Origin of the sequence: Microvirga rosea, assembly GCF_020595095.1 — a bacterium.
Lineage (GTDB): Bacteria > Pseudomonadota > Alphaproteobacteria > Rhizobiales > Beijerinckiaceae > Microvirga > Microvirga rosea.
In genome coordinates, this window is record NZ_JAJDOP010000006.1 from 219,611 (window position 1) to 236,334 (window position 16,724).

11 protein-coding genes and 1 pseudogene are annotated in these 16,724 nt (G+C 58.2%); 3 read left to right on the forward strand and 9 right to left on the reverse strand.

Annotation, left to right across the window (positions count from 1 at the left end):
* Positions 1-226 precede the first annotated feature (226 nt).
* Entirely contained in the window at positions 227-499 is a 273-nt protein-coding gene (locus LJD17_RS17035; protein WP_227385393.1) for a hypothetical protein, read from the forward strand.
* Positions 500-510: 11 nt separating this feature from the next.
* Here the strand turns inward: LJD17_RS17035 and LJD17_RS17040 are convergent, their stop codons facing one another.
* From LJD17_RS17040 to LJD17_RS17080, 9 genes are all read right to left on the reverse strand, one after another.
* Positions 511-1,488, reverse strand: a complete 978-nt coding sequence (locus tag LJD17_RS17040; RefSeq protein ID WP_227385394.1) for a nitrilase family protein — start codon at positions 1,486-1,488, stop codon at positions 511-513.
* A 189-nt stretch (positions 1,489-1,677) separates the two neighbouring features.
* Complete coding sequence (locus tag LJD17_RS17045) at positions 1,678-2,625, reverse strand: dihydrodipicolinate synthase family protein (RefSeq protein WP_227385395.1); 948 nt, start codon at positions 2,623-2,625, stop codon at positions 1,678-1,680.
* Positions 2,626-2,693: 68 nt separating this feature from the next.
* On the reverse strand, positions 2,694-3,722 hold the full coding sequence (locus LJD17_RS17050; protein ID WP_227385396.1) for an ABC transporter ATP-binding protein: 1,029 nt from the start codon (positions 3,720-3,722) through the stop codon (positions 2,694-2,696).
* Positions 3,712-4,725: an ABC transporter ATP-binding protein gene (locus tag LJD17_RS17055; protein ID WP_227385397.1), complete on the reverse strand. Its 1,014-nt coding sequence runs from the start codon at positions 4,723-4,725 to the stop codon at positions 3,712-3,714. Before LJD17_RS17055 ends, LJD17_RS17050 begins: the two co-directional genes overlap by 11 nt.
* On the reverse strand, positions 4,722-5,600 hold the full coding sequence (locus LJD17_RS17060) for an ABC transporter permease (protein WP_227385398.1): 879 nt from the start codon (positions 5,598-5,600) through the stop codon (positions 4,722-4,724). The genes LJD17_RS17055 and LJD17_RS17060 overlap by 4 nt, the downstream gene beginning before the upstream one ends.
* A gap of 30 nt (positions 5,601-5,630) precedes the next feature.
* Entirely contained in the window at positions 5,631-6,551 is a 921-nt protein-coding gene (locus tag LJD17_RS17065) for an ABC transporter permease (RefSeq protein WP_227385399.1), read from the reverse strand.
* Positions 6,552-6,619: 68 nt separating this feature from the next.
* On the reverse strand, positions 6,620-8,263 hold the full coding sequence (locus tag LJD17_RS17070; protein WP_227385400.1) for an ABC transporter substrate-binding protein: 1,644 nt from the start codon (positions 8,261-8,263) through the stop codon (positions 6,620-6,622).
* 128 nt (positions 8,264-8,391) lie between these two features.
* A complete protein-coding gene (locus LJD17_RS17075; protein WP_227385401.1) occupies positions 8,392-9,450 on the reverse strand; it encodes a D-2-hydroxyacid dehydrogenase in 1,059 nt (352 codons plus the stop codon).
* Between the two features lie 162 nt (positions 9,451-9,612).
* Positions 9,613-10,506 carry a LysR substrate-binding domain-containing protein gene (locus tag LJD17_RS17080; RefSeq protein WP_227385402.1) on the reverse strand — a complete coding sequence of 298 codons (894 nt, stop codon included), beginning with the start codon at positions 10,504-10,506 and terminating at the stop codon, positions 9,613-9,615.
* Between the two features lie 616 nt (positions 10,507-11,122).
* Here LJD17_RS17080 and LJD17_RS17085 point away from each other — a divergent pair.
* Together LJD17_RS17085 and LJD17_RS17090 are read left to right on the forward strand one after the other, a co-directional pair.
* Positions 11,123-14,254: pseudogene (locus LJD17_RS17085) on the forward strand (N,N-dimethylformamidase beta subunit family domain-containing protein); the annotation flags it as partial.
* Positions 14,255-14,407: 153 nt separating this feature from the next.
* Positions 14,408-16,724 (forward strand): autotransporter domain-containing protein (locus LJD17_RS17090; protein ID WP_227385404.1); only part of this gene is annotated, 2,317 nt, incomplete at its 3' end.

A 16,724-nucleotide genomic window follows, 5' to 3' on the forward strand; every position in this document is an offset into this window, starting at 1 on the left:
ATATGCCTTGGTAAGGCGCTACCGCAACCGCTCGCGCTTCGAGGCGCCTTCAAGTGACATCAGGCGTGAATAGAGCAGGCCTTCTCTGAGACTCAGGCCTACCAAACATCTTGAAGTCGCAGGGCCGACCTAAAGGCCCTGCGCCATTCCCGATTTTGTATGAAACCAGCTCAGGTTTGTGACGTTAGGTCTAGGCTAGGAAGACCGTCGTCCGGACACCGTCATAATGCAACGAGCAAGCTGGTTGGAATCGAAGCCGAAGGCACAGCAGGCGCATCGCTTGTGGCAAGTTTCCCTCGCCGCCTATCAAGGAGCGAAGCTGGGATTATTGATCACCTTGGCGCATCATCTCTATCACGCGATGCATGGTGTTACCCCCGGTGAAGAAATTGTTGCACATAGGCTCCTTGAGCTAGTGGGCTTCACTGTAGGCGGATCCATTGGCCTTGCCGCCATCGCTGTTCTCTATAATTGCTTCGTTCAGGCCCGAAGCTGCTAAAGACAACCTCGTTACATGAGCCGGCCGGTCGGTGTTTCTGAAAATCGCGCGTCTTGCGGGCGCAATTCATCGCCGCGTTTGTCCGCGAGGACCTGATATAGCTCAGGGCGTCGGCCTCGAATCCAACGGCGCCCCGTGGCGAGCGGTAATAGGTCAAGATCGAGCTCGCTCACAACCAAAGCGTCTTCCGCCTTCCATGTTTCGGCAAGTATTCGTCCGTAGCAATCGATGATCATGGCGTTGCCTGTCCGAACTTCCCCGTCATCCTCACCGACCCCATTGCTGAACAACAGGAAATAACCGTTGTCATGCGCGCGGGCGGGAAGCCAACGCAGAAGCCATTCTCGGCCTTTCGGCCCGCGAAACTCTCGTTCGATGGCTTCCGGATTCCGGTGACGGTTCTCCCATAGCGCCGGATCGATTAGACCCATGGCCTGAGGACTGCGCGAGTTGCAGCCGCCAGTCTGATGGGGTGCCATGACGATATCAGCACCAAGCAAGGCCGTGGCACGGGCGTTCTCGACGAGATTGTTGTCCCAGCAGATAAGGATACCGATTCTAACGCCCCATGGCGTGTCGAAGACGGTGTAGCTGTCTCCGCTCGAAATCTCGTCATGCTCGAAAGCATGAAGCTTGCGATGGCGATGGACCTGGCCGTCCGGCAGGCAAACGGCGTAAGTATTGAACAGCCGCCCGTCCTCTGCCTTTTCGATCAGCCCGATGCCGATCGCCATGTCATAGTGGGCTGCGAGATGAATGACTTTCTGCACCGAAGGGCCGGTGGGAACCGGCTCAGCCAGGGCTTCGATCGAGCTGCGCGGCAGATTTCGGACATGCCAGTAGCCCGACAGGCACATTTCCGGGAAGGCAAGGACTTTAACGCCTTGCTCAGCGGCCTCCCGGCAAAAGCGCTCTACCACCGACATGTTATAGGCCTTGTCGTTTGCCTTATGGTGAAACTGAACCGTTCCACATGTGATGATTGGCACCCTTGCCTCCTTTGAAGCGCGACCGCGGAAGCAGTCGGCGCAACAGTATTATCCGAGGATTTCTCGGTTCGGAAGCTCCGTCAGGAAAATGGAGTGTTCGCGTCGAGGCGGCTGTCGCCAGCCCCGGCGGGATCCGTTGTCATGGACCTGACAACGGATATTTCAGGAAGCAGTCACGTCTCCAAGGGGTCAGGCTGCATGATCGAGAGGGGCGAGCCTTGCGCGTTTATCCGCACGCGCCAAGCGGCCGAGCAGCATCTCGATATCCCCACGCGCGGGCGCCGTCAGCGCCGGGCCGGGCCTGCGTTGAACATCCGACGAGAGTATTCCGCGGCGCATCATGACATATTTGCGAATCGCAAGCCCTATGCCCTGTTGCTGCTCATAGCGGAGGAAGGGCAGGTGAGCGTCATAGAGATCCTGCGCCTCAACCTGCTTGCCTGCCTGGAAGAGCGATACGATCTCAACAAGGGCGTCGACAAAGGCATAGCCTGTCATGGCCCCATCGGCGCCTCGCCGCATTTCCATATCGAGGAACAACCCCCCGTTTCCACATAGGATTGAAAACGGACGCAACGAGCCGTCCGCCTGCGATTTCCGCAAGGACGAAATCTTCTCGAGTCCTGGCCAATCTTCATGCTTCAGCATCACGCAGGAAGGATTCTCGTTGACGATTTTCTGGATCACCGATGGGGTCATGATCACATTGAGGGTGAGCGGATAGTCCTGTAGCACCCACGGAATATCGCTGCCGATTTCCTCGATGGCTTGTCGGAAGTACGAGACGATTTGATCGTCGGTCCGGAGGTTCGGTGCCGGTGCAATCATCACTCCGGCTGCACCTTGATCCATGGCGAAGTGGGCCAGCCGGCGCATGGCCGCGAACCCAGGAGCTGAGACGCCGATCACAACTGGAATTGAGGCTCGCTTAATGATCCTTGCCGCGACCGAATGAGCCTCATCGGCCTCAAGCTTATGCGCTTCGCCCATGATGCCAAGCGCAGTGATACCCTTGCAACCGGTTTCCTCATAGAAATCCGTCATGCGGTCAACCGACTCATTGTCGATCTGTCCGTTTGCCAGGAACGGGGTCGGCGCGATGGCGTAGACACCCGTTTCTTGGGATGTGAGCTTCACTTGATGTCTCCTCAATCTTGTCTGTAGCCCACCCTCGGTGTCAGCCGCGGTGGTGCTTCCGTGTCGTTCTAATGGTCGTTAATGCCTGCCAATGTTAGCTCTTCTATTCGGTGACAACTTGCCTGTTGATCGGGCCCCGCGTCGCGGAGAGCCGGCACCTGCTCTCGGCATTGGGCGGTTGCGTAAGAGCACCGAGGATGAAACGGACAGCCCGGTGGGGGCGCGCTCGGATTTGGAACGTCGCCATGCAGGCGGATCCGCGCACGGGCTGAATCGGGATCCGGGATCGGGACCGCGGAGAGCAACGCCTCGGTATAGGGATGCTGGGGGCGCGAGAAGACGGCCTTGCTGCTGCCGATCTCCACAATGCGCCCGAGATACATCACGGCCACGCGGTTGCTGATATGCCGGACGACGGAAAGGTCATGAGCGATGAAGAGGTATGTCAGTCCCATCTCCGCCTGAAGGTCCTGAAGCAGATTGACGACCTGGGCCTGGATCGAAACGTCAAGCGCCGAGACCGGTTCATCCGCCACGATAAACCGCGGAGTCAGGGCAAGGGCGCGGGCAATGCCAATTCTCTGGCGCTGGCCGCCGGAAAATTCGTGCGGAAACCGCTTTGCGTGGTCGCCGCCAAGTCCGACTGCCTCCAGAAGGTGGATTACCCGGTCCCGACGCTCGGCGCGGGTAAGAACGCCTTGAATCCGAAGGGGTTCGCCAACGATGTCGGCGACGTTCATTCTCGGGTCGAGCGAGGAATAGGGATCCTGAAAGATGATCTGCATCTCGCGGCGCAGCAGCTTCATCTGTGACGAGGAAAGCGTCGCGACGTTGACTAGGGTCTCGGACGAACCGCCTATTGCCCGGCTCCTGAAGAGGATTTCTCCTTCGCTCGGTTCGATCAGCCGCAGAATGGAACGTCCCGTAGTGCTCTTGCCGCAACCGCTCTCGCCCACAAGGCTAATCGTCTCGCCTGCCTTGATGGTTAGATCAACGCCATCGACGGCCTTAACCGCGCTTCCTGTATGAAACAGCCCGCTTCGGGTCGGAAAGTGCTTTCGCAGGCCTGTGACCTGAAGAAGAACGTCAGGCTGCATGCGCCTGCTCCTCGGCAACCGCGTGATGAAGAAAGCACGCGGCTCGATGGTCCTGCTGGACCGGAGCAAGAGCTGGAGTGTCCTGCTTGCAGACCGGCATTGCATGGGGGCAGCGAGGTGCGAAGGCGCAGCCGCGAATGCGTTCGGTCGGTCGTGGTACCGATCCTTCGATCGTCGCCAGCCGCTTGGCGCCGCGTCCGGCTATGGACGGCACTGAGCGCAAGAGACCCTGTGTGTAGGGGTGAAGCGGATGGCGATAAAGATCGCGCACCGCCGCGCGCTCCACGACTTTGCCGCGATACATCACCATGACATGGTCCGCCATGGTCGCCACGACTCCGAGATCATGCGTGATGAACATGATCGCACCGGAGAAGTCACGTCGCAAATCCTTCATCAGGTCCAACACCTGAGCCTGGATCGTAACATCGAGCGCGGTCGTCGGCTCGTCCGCTATGAGAAGGGAAGGATTGCATACCAGCGCCATAGCGATCATTGCACGCTGTCTCATGCCGCCTGACAGGTTATGTGGATACTCGTCGAACCGCTGTCCTGGTGATGAAATACCCACAGCCGCAAGGCTGGCAATAGCACGTTCCTTGGCCTCGCTTTTGGATATCTTCTCATGCAGAAGAAGCGGTTCCATGATCTGCGCGCCGATTTTCAGCACCGGATTGAGGGCGGTCATGGGCTCTTGAAAAATCATCGTGATTTCCGAGCCGCGAATGGCATTGATCTGCCGTCCGTTCGGCGGCAGCTGGGCCAGATCTGTGGGACCCTGTCGCGCGGCAAACCAAATCTCGCCTCCTTCGATCCACCCTGGTGGCTGGATCAGCCCCATGATGGCCCGCGATGTCACGGATTTTCCGCATCCGCTCTCGCCGACGATGGCAAGGGTTTGACCCGGTGCAATGGACACATCGATCCCGTCGACGGCCCGGGCTATACCCGCTTCCGTCATGAAGTTGACCCGGAGGTCCCTGATGTCGAGAAGGTCCTTCATGATGTCGCAATCCGCCCTGTCAAACGTGGGACGATGCGCTTGATGCGGCGCCCCTTCAGTTTCGGGTCGAGGCTCTCGTTGAGACTGTCTCCTGCCATGTTGGCGGCCAAAACGAAGAGCGAGAGGGCTATGGCGGGACCCACGATCAGGTAAGGAGCGTTGGTCAGGAAATCTTTGGCTTCGTGGAGCATCTGTCCCCACTCGGGCGTTGGAGGCTGAACCCCCAAGCCGAGATAGCTGAGAGACGATGCGCCGATGACGAAGCCGGGGAGGGCAAGGGTCGATTTGACGATGATGGGTCCGGAGATATTGTGGAGGATGTGACGCAGCAGAATATCCGGCCAGCTTGCTCCGGCGGCGACTGCGGCCTCCACGTACAATTCACGACGGACCGACAACGCGGCGCTGCGTGCAATCCGAATGAAATTTGGAAGCTGAGACAAGCCCAGGGCAATGATGACGCCGTTTTGAGATGGCCCTACGACCACCACAATGATGATGGCAATCATGATGGTTGGAAAGATCAGTAGCATATCCGTCAGCCGCATCACCACGGCGTCGGCGATGCCGCCGAGATAGCCCACCATCATCCCAATCGGTACGCCGATCAGGAGGGAAAACAGCAGGGATACCGTCGTGATCTTCGCCGTCACCTGCGTCGCAAGAATGACGCGGGAGAACGTATCTCGCCCAAACTGGTCGGTCCCGAACCAGTGAGCTGCCGAAGGCGGCTGAAGGCCCTCCGACAGATTTGTTTCGAAGGGATCCACCGGCGTAATCCATTGAGCCGTGATGGCAACCGCATAGAATCCGAGCAGGATGATGCCGAAGAAAAGCCCTACTCGGTCGCAGGCGTAGCGCCTAAGGATTTCCATCTTCAATGGCTCCGGCGAATGAGAGAGATGTCAATCATTGGCAATCCTGGGATCGGCCCAGCGGTACAGCAGATCGACGATGAGATTCACGAGGATGAAGGTCATCGCGAAGAAAAAGATGCATCCTTGAGTAAGTGGCAGGTCGCGGGTCAGGATCGAATCCACCATGAGGCGTCCAAGTCCTGGCCAGTTGAAGATTGATTCCGCCACCGCCGCTCCTCCGAGCATATGGCCAAGGCCTAGGCCGAAAAACGTAATGATAGGCAAAAGGGCATTTCCAAGCCCATGCTTGAATACGATGGTTCTCTCCGGAACACCTTTGGCACGTGCTGTGGTGATGAAGTCGCGACCGAGCGCATCGATCATGCAGGCACGTACCATGCGGGTGAAGCCGGCCGCTTGTGCGAGGCCAAGAGTCAGAACCGGCATGACATAGTGCTTCCAAGAACTCATGCCGCCAATGGGCAGCCAACGCAGGTGCACACCGAAGAAATAGATTCCGAGGATGCCCGTGACGAAGATCGGCGTGCAGATTCCCACGAGCGAAAATGCGGTCACGCCGCGATCGAGCGGTCTGTCCCAGTACATGGCCGATAGGGAACCGAGAAGAAGACTCACGCTCATGGCAAGGAGCATCGACCACCCGGCGAGCTTGGCGGTATTGAGAAGCCGAGGCCCGACGATCTGGAGCACAGGTTGACGCGAGAAGTTCGAGAGACCGAAATCGCCGTGCAGGACGCGGCCCATGTAGGTGGTGTACTGGGTAAGCAAGGGTTGATCGAGGCCGTAGGCTTGGCGGATGCTCTGTACCAGGGCCTCCGGTGCGCTATCGCCCGCGATCAGGCGGGCCGGATCACCTGGTATGGCGTGAAAGAGGCAGAACAGGAACGTCAGCAGGACGAAGCCTGCCGCCACCATGAAGGCTAGTCTCGCGAGGACGAGTTTCAGCATGACGATGTCCGACGTTCCACGACGTTGTGCATGGAGGCCGGGGAAGGAACCCCCGGCCTCCCGCTGGACTACCGGGAAATGCCCTGCTGCCCCTTTGCCGCCTTGTCGATCCAAGCTGACGTGGCGTCATAGGTGCCGGCTGGCAGATACTTCGCGTCATGGACATAAGTCCTGTACGCTTCGGTGAGATTGACGGTCGGCAGGTAGATGACGGGTGCCTGCTTGAGCAACTCCGCCATCCACAGGCGGACGTACTCGGCGCGCTTTTTCGTGTCCGGTTCCGCATGAGCCTGTTCGGCCAACCGATCGGTTTCAGCATTCGAGAAGAACATCCGATTGGCACCGGCTGGCTTCCAGGCCTTGGTATGGGTCATATACATCATCGGCTCGTCCGGATCCGCTGTCGGGATCGTCCAGGCGAGCAGCGCGAGGTCGTACTTGGCCTCCTGCGGTCCCAACGAGAGAGCTGCGCTGAATGTCGCACTCTCAAGCACCGTGAGTTCGATCTTGATGCCGAGCTTTTCCAGGAAGTTCTGAACAAGCTGGGCAATCTGATATTCACCCTTGCCCGCCTTCCTGGTCCAGAGCTTTAGGGAAAGAGGCTCGCCCTGTGCATTCTCGACGACTTTATCTCCGTTGCGATCTTCATAGCCCGCTTGCTTCAGGAGGTCCTTGGCCTTGTCCAAGTCGAAGGCGAAGATAGTGTTCTTGCCGGGCTCGCGCATATCCGTGAACCCGAAGACACCAGGGGTCAGAGTCGGTGCTTGCGAAAGGGTGGCTCCCGTCCCAGCAAAGACCGATTTGACAATTCCCGCCTTATCGACGGCATAGTTCAATGCCTGACGAACCCGTGGGTCGTCCAAAGGCTTCTTCAGATTGTTGATGACGACATAGTTCTGTTGAAGGCTCGGAATTGTCGAGACCTTCAGATTGTCGTCCGATGACAAGCGCGGAATGTCGAAGTCGGGAATGCCGGCCGCCCGATCAACATCGCCGCTTTCCAGCATCGCCACCCGGGTCGTTACTTCAGGGACGAAGAGGATGCGAATGCTGTCGAGATAGGGTTTTCCCTTCTGCCAGTACTTGTCATTTCGCTTGAAAAGCACGTACTCGCCCTTCGAGAAAGCGGACAACACAAACGGGCCGGTGCCGACAATCTTGCTGCCCAGGCCCTCTTCTCCCGTGGCTTTGTAGGCGGCCGGACTGAAGATACACATGGTGCGATAGGCGAGATTTGGAATGAGCGCGGCCGACGGCTTCGTCAGCTTGAATGACACTTGGTATTCGCCGTCGGCCACAACCTTTTCGAGCCCTTCAAGCAGGCTGACATAAAGAAATTTCTTCGCGAGAGCTTCGTTGAACACGAAGGCCACAGCTTCGGCGTTGAAGGGAGTTCCATCATGGAACTGAATACCCTCGTTAAGCTGAAATGTAATCGTTTTCAGGTCATCCGACACCGACCAGCTTTTAGCCAGAGCCGGCTTGATCGTGCGGTCCGCCGTCATCTCCACGAGGTTTTCGCAGGCATTGAGGTACACATCCATGCCTCCCGCGTCCGTGTTGCGGCCCGGAAACATCGTTTTGTCGAGCTGGCCTGTCAGAGCGAGCTCGCCGCCGTATTGCGGCTTTGCATCTTCAGCATTCACGGAGATCGATAGAAAACTCGAGGCAGTCAGCGTCGCGGCCGCCGCCATCAGTGCATAATATTTCATATGAAGGCTCCTCTGGCTTTTTTGACGTTCTGCTCGGTTCTGGCTTTCCAATCCCGTCCGGGGACGTCTTTCCCGTTTTGCTCAATTGTCCTTTGCGATGATGTCGAACTTCGTGCTGCTTTCCTGCCTCAGTACATCCGCGCCTTGTCCAGCACGTTGATCATCCGGTCGGGTTCTCCGCGGACATAATGATTCAAGTTCTGGATGAAGATATCCGTGATTTTGCGGTTCTCACTTGGAGCGGTGCTCGCCGAATGCGGGCTGATCATCACATTGGGCATGGACCACAAGGGCGAGCCCGGCGGCAAGGGTTCCGTCGTCGCCACATCAAGTCCCGCCATTCCAATATGTCCGTCCGCCAAAGCCTGGATCATGGCGGGTTCGTCGACGACCTGGCCGCGGGCGATGTTGATGAACACCACGCCCTTTTTCGTTGCAGCCCAAACCGAAGCATCGATCATTCGCTCGGTTTGGGGGGTATGAGGAGTGGCTAGAACAATGTAGTCCGCGTTGCTGACAGCTGTCTTCAAGTCGGATTGCCCAAAGACGGCGTCTGCGAAAAGCTCGTCCCGCCGCTCAGGGGAGGGGCGGTTGACGACAGCATTGACCCGCATGTTGAAGGCGCGCGCCAAGCAAGCGACACGCGCTCCCACTTGGCCTGCTCCGATGATCGTTAGAGATTTTCCGGAGAGTTCACCACAGCAATATCGCTCCCATCGATGGGCCTGCTGATCTCGTTGAAGGCGCGGCAGATCCTTGACATGGGCAAGCATGACGAAGATTGCGAATTCGGCGAGCGCGTCGGCATGCACGCCGCGGGCGGTCGTGACGATCACATCCGTTTCGGCAAGCCCCATGCTGGCGACCGCCTGTCCGACACCGGAGCTCGTCGTCTGTACCCATTTGACTTGCGGCGCCAGTGATAGCCCTCTTGTGCCTTGCGACCCTGAGGGAAAGTCCCACAGGATCGTTGCTCTCGAAAGGGCTTCGCGCCAGCGTGTCTCCTGACTTTGCGTGCGTACAAAGCCGTCGCGGCCCTTGTGGTCGGCCACGTAACGGGTTGGCGGCAAAAGGTCTGGTTCGTAGAGGACCTCGGTGCATTCAGGGGCCGCCGCGCGGATACGCTCTACATGTTCATACTCAAGAGGGGACGTGATGAAGACGACGTGGGACGGGGAAGAGGTCATGGATGGCGTGAGCCTGCAGCGCGAGGAGCCCTCGGGTAACGAATGAAGAGGCGCGCTGCCGTTCAAACATTGCCCTACAGGAAAGAGCTAACATGAGCTCTACTCACAACACAAGAGAGTCTTTGCCTAGTTCTTAAGCAGCACTGGCCTGAATTTCGGCCCTTAAAACGGTTCGTTCTGGAGCTCGAGGTGTAGCCAACGCCGGAAAGCCAGTACCCGCGGGTCCGCCTGCCGTTCCGGGCTGCACATCAGAAAATAGCCCTGCTGCCGGCGAAGGGTATGGGGGGAGGCGATGACAAGTGTTCCCTTCGCTAACTCTTCGCGGATGAGAAATCGTGGCAAGAGGGCATAGCCGATGCCGACAACTGCGGCCTCGATGACCATGAAGAAGTGCTCAAAACCCAGGCCTGAGGCTTGCCGGGAGGGTAGATGCAGACTCTCGAACCATTCGCCCCAGGCTTCCAGTCGTGTGGTGTGTCGGATCATCTGATCGGACCGGAGTTGTGTGGGATCGATTTCGCCTTCGTTCAAAAGAGACGGCGCGCAAACGACAATCAGTTCCTCATCGAGGATCCGGTAGGATTTGGTGCGGGCCCAATCGCCTTTTCCATAACGAATTCCAACGTCTACCTGGTCATTGCTGAAGTCGATGGGTCCCTCGCCGACAACCACATCGATCTGCATGTCGGGGTACTGTGCCTTGAAGCTAGGCAAGCGTGGGATGAGAAGCCTGAGACCGAAGGTCGGCAGCACGTCGATTCTCAAGGCGCGGCTGTCTTCCTCTGCCTTAAGGCGCTCCATGAGCTTTTTGATGCGATCGAATGAGTAATGAAGCTCCGCGAAGACCGCTTCGCCGAGCGGGGTTAGTTCCAAGGCCGGCTTTGTCTTGGCAAGGAGCGGGAAGCCCAGTTCGGCCTGTAGCGCCCTGATAGCGCGACTGACGGCCCCCTGAGTGACATCCAGTTCGGCGGCTGCTTTCGTCATGCTGCCGTGCCGCACGGCCGCCTCGAAGCTCCTAAGTCCTGTCAGAGACGGAAAGAGTGTCGGTCGATCCATATTCGTTGAGGCTTCCAATCATGATATTTTCTCATGTTACTTGAGATTAAGTCTTGTTTCTAGAGGGCTGCCAACCGCATCTGACCTTTTTGAATGACCGAGCAGGAATGCGTAGCGACGAGAGACTTAGGAGCGGCTTCCGTATTGAAGAGGAGTTTGGTGAAACCCATTCACAAATAGGCCTTTGAAATAATGAACGAAGTTGCCTCGCATTCGACGAGCGTCAAAGCGAACAAATTCATAGTCGACAACATAGTATCCTAGAAAAGGAATATCGATGGGATCATCGAAAATAGGATAGTTCTACCTAGTGTGGGTAGATTTAACTTCGTCTTTTGAAGGCGTAAGTTGATCTGCGAGGATTGATTTAAGCTATTGTTCCCACGTGGCCGTGTTCTGAGAAAATTCGCGAGAAGCCTGCAGCAGGAAAATGCAGGCGCCCAGATCAGGAACCGGCATCGGTAGCGTGCTGAGTGTTTTCCGAATTTATTTCCGCTCAATCGTACGCGGGAGGCGTCCTATGTCCTCAATGTTCGATGCGCAAGACGTCGCCCCAGGAGCGGGCCGCGCCACCCCGGCCGGGCTTGGATCGGAAACCTCGGGGCGCCACTCCCGTGCGACGGAAGAGCAAGGCGTTCTGAAAGGACCCGTGACGACCAGCACTCCGACGACGCTCGCCGTGACGGCTACCGCGACAAACCCGATCGTTCTCGAAAACCAGAAGCCAGGAAACCCGCAAAGTGAGTGGAGCATTACGGGATCAGGAAGCGCGAACATAGAAGGATTTGCAACTGACATCAGCGTCAATCATGGGAGCGCGGTCAATTTCAAGATCAATACGAACTCGAGCAACTACCGGATCGATATTTATCGGCTAGGATATTATGGCGGCATGGGCGCCCGTAAGGTCGCCACCCTGCAGCATACGGGTGTCCAGACGCAGCCGGCTCCATTGCGTGATGCTGCGACGGGTCTGGTGGATGCGGGCAACTGGTCCGTGTCCGCGTCATGGAATATTCCCGCCGATGCCGTATCGGGAATCTACATTGCCAAACTGGTACGTCAGGATGGGACGGCGGGTCAGAACCATATTCCATTCATCGTCCGTGACGACGCCAGCACAAGTGACGTGATTTTTCAAACCTCGGATGAAACATGGCAGGCATATAATCCCTGGGGCGGAGCCAACCTGTATGGTGGCAATGGACCTGGAGGAGATTCAGCCCCTGGGCGAGCTTACAAGGTCAGTTACAACCGCCCTATTACGACCCGTGGCGGCGGCCTTGCGGCAGGGCCGCAGGACTACATCTTCGGCGCGGAATATCCCGCGCTCCTTTGGTTGGAGAAGAATGGCTATGACGTCTCTTATATGACAGGCGTCGATTCCGATCGCTTCGGTAGTCTCATTAAAAATCACAAGATGTTCCTCAGCGTCGGGCACGATGAGTACTGGTCTGGCCAACAGCGCTCCAACGTGGAGGCAGCCAGGGACGCGGGCGTCAACCTGTCCTTCTGGAGCGGTAACGAGGTTTATTGGAAGACCCGATGGGAGCCGAGCATCAGTTCGGGTGGCCAATCCTATCGCACATTGGTGTCGTACAAGGAGACACGGTCCGGGCCGATTGATCCTAATACTCAATGGACTGGGACCTATCGTGACCCACGCTATGTCTCGGCGAACTCCGTTGGCGCCGGGCGTCCCGAGAATGCCTTGACGGGAACTCTTTTCCAGGTCGATTCCTACCGGAGCGACGCAATTACCATTCCTTACGACGACGCCAATCTGCGCTTCTGGCGCAATACCAGCGTTGCCAATCTCCAGCCGGGGCAAAGCGCGACGCTGACCAAGAACTATCTTGGTTACGAATGGGATGTCGCTCCGGACAACGGTTTCGGTCCCGCTGGCCTTGTCGAGTTGTCATCAACGACATTGCCGGTGGATACATACCTGCTTGATTACGGAACGCGGACGGGATCTTCGACGGCGACGCACAAATTGACTCTCTACCGCGCGCCCAGCGGCGCCCTGGTGTTCGGTTCGGGCACAGTCTACTGGGCCTGGGGTCTTGACGCGAACCACGATCTGGAGGCGACCCCCGTCGATCCACGCGTCAAACAGGCGATGGTGAACCTGCTCGCCGACATGGGTATTCAGCCAGGGACATTGGAAACAGGGTTAGTCCGGGCAACGCAGTCGACCGACACGACGAAGCCTGTCTCGACCATAACCACGCCAGGCGGCGGCGCAGCCTTCACAGTCGGGCAACCTGTCACGATCAGCGGCACGGCTTCCGACGTCGGCGGAGTCATCGCTGGAGTCGAGATTACCACCGACGGCGGAACCTCCTGGCACCCCGTATCGGGAGATGAAAGCTGGAGCTACAGCTGGACCCCGAATGCGCCAGGGACCTACAACATCAGGACGCGAGCCGTGGACGATAGCGTCAACATGGAGGTTCCCGGCACGGGCCGTACGGTAACGGTTGCCGGCAACAACGTGTTTGCCGCGTCGATCAGTCCTCCGATTGTTGCGGAGATTGATCCAAGTTCTGTTGAGCTCGGCATGAAATTCCAGTCGTCTGTGGCGGGTACCGTCACCGGCGTACGGTTCTTCAAGAACGATCTCAATATTGGCTCCCATACCGGAACACTCTGGTCGAGCACCGGCACGAAGCTGGCGACTGCAACATTCACCAACGAAACCGGTAATGGATGGCAGGCTGTCACATTCTCGAACCCTGTGGCGATCAATCCGAACACCACCTACGTAGTCTCCTATCACACCAACGGGTACTATTCCGCTTCAGGACAGTATTTCAACACCGCGCGGTCCAATGGACCGCTATCGGCTCCCGTCAATGCGGGCGTGTATGCCTATGGTTCGGCCAGCAGTTTTCCAACGAGCACGTACAATACTGCAAATTACTGGGTCGATGCACTCTTCACGCCATCGACCTCCACGGCAAACCGTAATCCGGTAGCAGTCGGTGACAATTTCACGACTTCGACCAACACGCCTCTGACGATTGCAGCATCGTCGCTGCTCGCCAACGACAGCGATCCGGATGGCGATTCCCTGAGTGTCACAGGTGCAGGCAACGCAACCAACGGCACAGTGAGCTTCAACACGACAACAAAAGCGACAACGTTTACGCCTACTGCAGGCTATACAGGGCCGGGGGGCTTTACCTATACCGTTTCCGATGGTCGCGGTGGCACTGCATCGGGTTCCGTCAATTTGACAATCGGCGGTACAGGACCTGTAAGTCTCTTTGGTACATCGGTGAGTCCTGCATTGCCGTCCGTGGCAGATAGCCCGGTGGAACTCGGTATGACGTTCCAGGCAACCAGCCCCGGCACAATTGGCGGGATACGTTTCTATAAAGCCGCCAACGAGACCGGCACGCATAGCGGCACGTTATGGACGAGCACCGGTACAAAGCTTGGCACTTTGAACTTCACCAATGAAACAGCAAGCGGGTGGCAGACCGCGACATTTACAAACCCGATCACCATCAGCGCCAACACAAACTACGTTGTGTCGTATCACAGCAATGGACGTTATGCGGCGGACAGCAATTTCTTCGCGACCGATGTCGTCAATGGTCCGTTGAAAGGTCTCGCGGATACGACGCCCAATCGTAACGGCGTTTACGCCTACGGAACCGCAAGCCTCTTCCCCACCAGTTCCTACCAGAAGACCAATTACTGGGTCGACGTTCTCTTTAACCCGCAGGCCGGAGCCTGACCGCCACGCTACGATACAACAAAAGTTTTTCTGCGCTAGGATCGAAGAGCCTGTGTACTAACGAGTGACCTGCGTCTGGCGTGCCCTTGCGGAAGAGTGTCGGATCTTGCAAGACTTCCTTCCCAAGCAAATCACCAAAAAACGGGGGCACTCATGGCGAGACGCCATAGGAATGTGCGGCCGCGCGGCCGTCTGAAATCAGGACTTTTGGGGGCAACTGCCATTTCGAGTGTCCTGCTTGCCGCATCGGCGCACGCCGTTAATCTGAATGATCCCGATGCGGCGGCTGCGGGTGGCATTCTCAATTATTGGGATCGAGGCAACACGTTACCGAATGTTGTTTCCATATACAGCTCGGAGCGCGGAAACTGGTGCACGGGAACGCTGATTAACAGTCGCACGGTGCTGACGGCCTCCCACTGCCTCATCAGTGACGCGACGGACCAAATCTTCACCAGTCCTGCCGTTTCGCAGTTCCAGGTTCGCTTTGGAAGTAATGCGGCCAATCCGACCACTGACGATCGAGCGCTTAGCGGAGCTTACGCCCATCGCGGTTACCCGGCTGATGCTTTCGGAAATAACGACATTGCGCTTCTTTCGTTAAGCACACCTGTCACTGGTGTGTCCCCCGTCAGGCTTATCGCGCCAGGCGATCCGCTGCCAGCCATCGGGTCGCTTGTCCTGATCTCGGGATACGGAGCCTCGGGGACCGGTTCCCTGCCGAATGTCAACGATGATGGCAAGCGAAGGATCGCATATACGAATATCAGTGGGTATTTCCCTACCGAGCCGGGACTGCCGAGAGCGGTAAATGCGCAGTTCAGAGACCCGTCTTCGCCAACCCAGCCTGACACTTTCGACTTGAGCGGGCAGGGGGTTCCGGTGCCCAACCTTCAAGGGCAGCCAGGACCGGGTGACAGCGGTGGACCCCTTTTCCTTGTCACGGAAAACGGCCTGGTTCAAATCGGTACCGTCATTGGTGGCGGCGACGGTTACGGAGCAATCGACTATTGGACACCCGCCCAAGATTATTGGGGGTGGATCGCTCAGAACAACCCTTTGCGGCAGACTTTTGCAAACCCTGGTGTGTTCGCCTGGAGCAATCCGGCAGCCTGGTCGGACACGCTGGGACGAAGTGAAGTTCCCAACAACCGGGACGGCAGCTTCTCCGGGTACGGCGAGGTCGGGCGATACTATGATGTCTCGCTCAATGCGGCCTCGACAGTCACGGTCGACATTGATCCGACCATCGATAGCCTGTCAGTCACCAATGCAAGCGCTGTCCTGAACATTCCGGGGTCGAGAGTCCTTACCACGCTGCTCGACACGACCCTGATGAGCGGAGCTCTCCGAGTGGATGGCCGCATCAATGCTCAAAATGTCATTGTTCAAGGCGGTTTATTAGGAGGCTCCGGAACCGTTGCGGCGAACTGGGTCGTCAATGCCGCCGGCACGGTCGCTCCCGGGCAAGCGTCCGGCCTGGGGACGCTGACGATTGCAGGGAATTATATGCAACAAGCTAATGGCACTTTGGCCATTCGTGTCGCCGCCGGCTCCTCGGATCGTCTGGCTGTCCAAGGACTTGCTTATCTCGGTGGAACGCTTGCCATAAGCGGTAGTCCGGCGAGTATCGATCTGACAGGGAACTACACGGTTGTTGAAGCCACGGACGGGATCAGCGGGCGGTTTTCCCGTGTCGATTCAAACTTCCTGTTTCTTGACCCGAACCTCACCTATCGATCCGACCTGATCAACGTGACGTTCGTCCGCAACGCGCGTCCCTTCGATGGAATTGCGGCTGATGCAACGGACGACGCCGTTGCCGATGCTATCAGCGCTCTTGCTCCATCCAATCCGATTTACCGTGCGATTCTCGGCAGCACGAGCGCACAGGATGCGCGTAGCGCCTTTGATGCGCTGTCGGGCGAGGCCCATGCCAGCGCCGTCAGCGTGGCCTATGAGCAGGAGCGGCTGGTGCGCGAGGCGCTCCTGACCCGCCTGCGCCAGCCGCTCACCGGCCCGGCCCTGCCCTCTCTGGCCCAGGGCCCCTATGGCGCCGCCTTCGCCGCCGATCGCCCCGGCCAGACAAGGGCCCCGGTGGCGGTGGCCCCGGTTCCCGTTGCGCCGCGCTATGCTCTGTGGGGCGAAGGCTTCGGCGCCTGGGGCCACACCCGCGCCAATGGCAATGCCGCCGCGCTCGACACCGCCACCGGCGGCTTTCTCCTCGGCGCCGATGCCCTGGTCTCCGACGGCATCCGCCTGGGTCTGGCCGGCGGCTATCTCTCGACCTCGTTCGATGTCGATGCCCGCCTGTCCTCGGGCACCACCGAGAGCGTGTTCGGGGCGCTGTATGGCGCCGGCCAGTGGGGCAACCTCAGCCTGCGTCTGGGCGCGGTGGTGGCGCAGCACGACAGCCAGGTGAGCCGCACGATCAGCCTCCCCGGCTATGCCGATGCCACCCGCGCCTCCT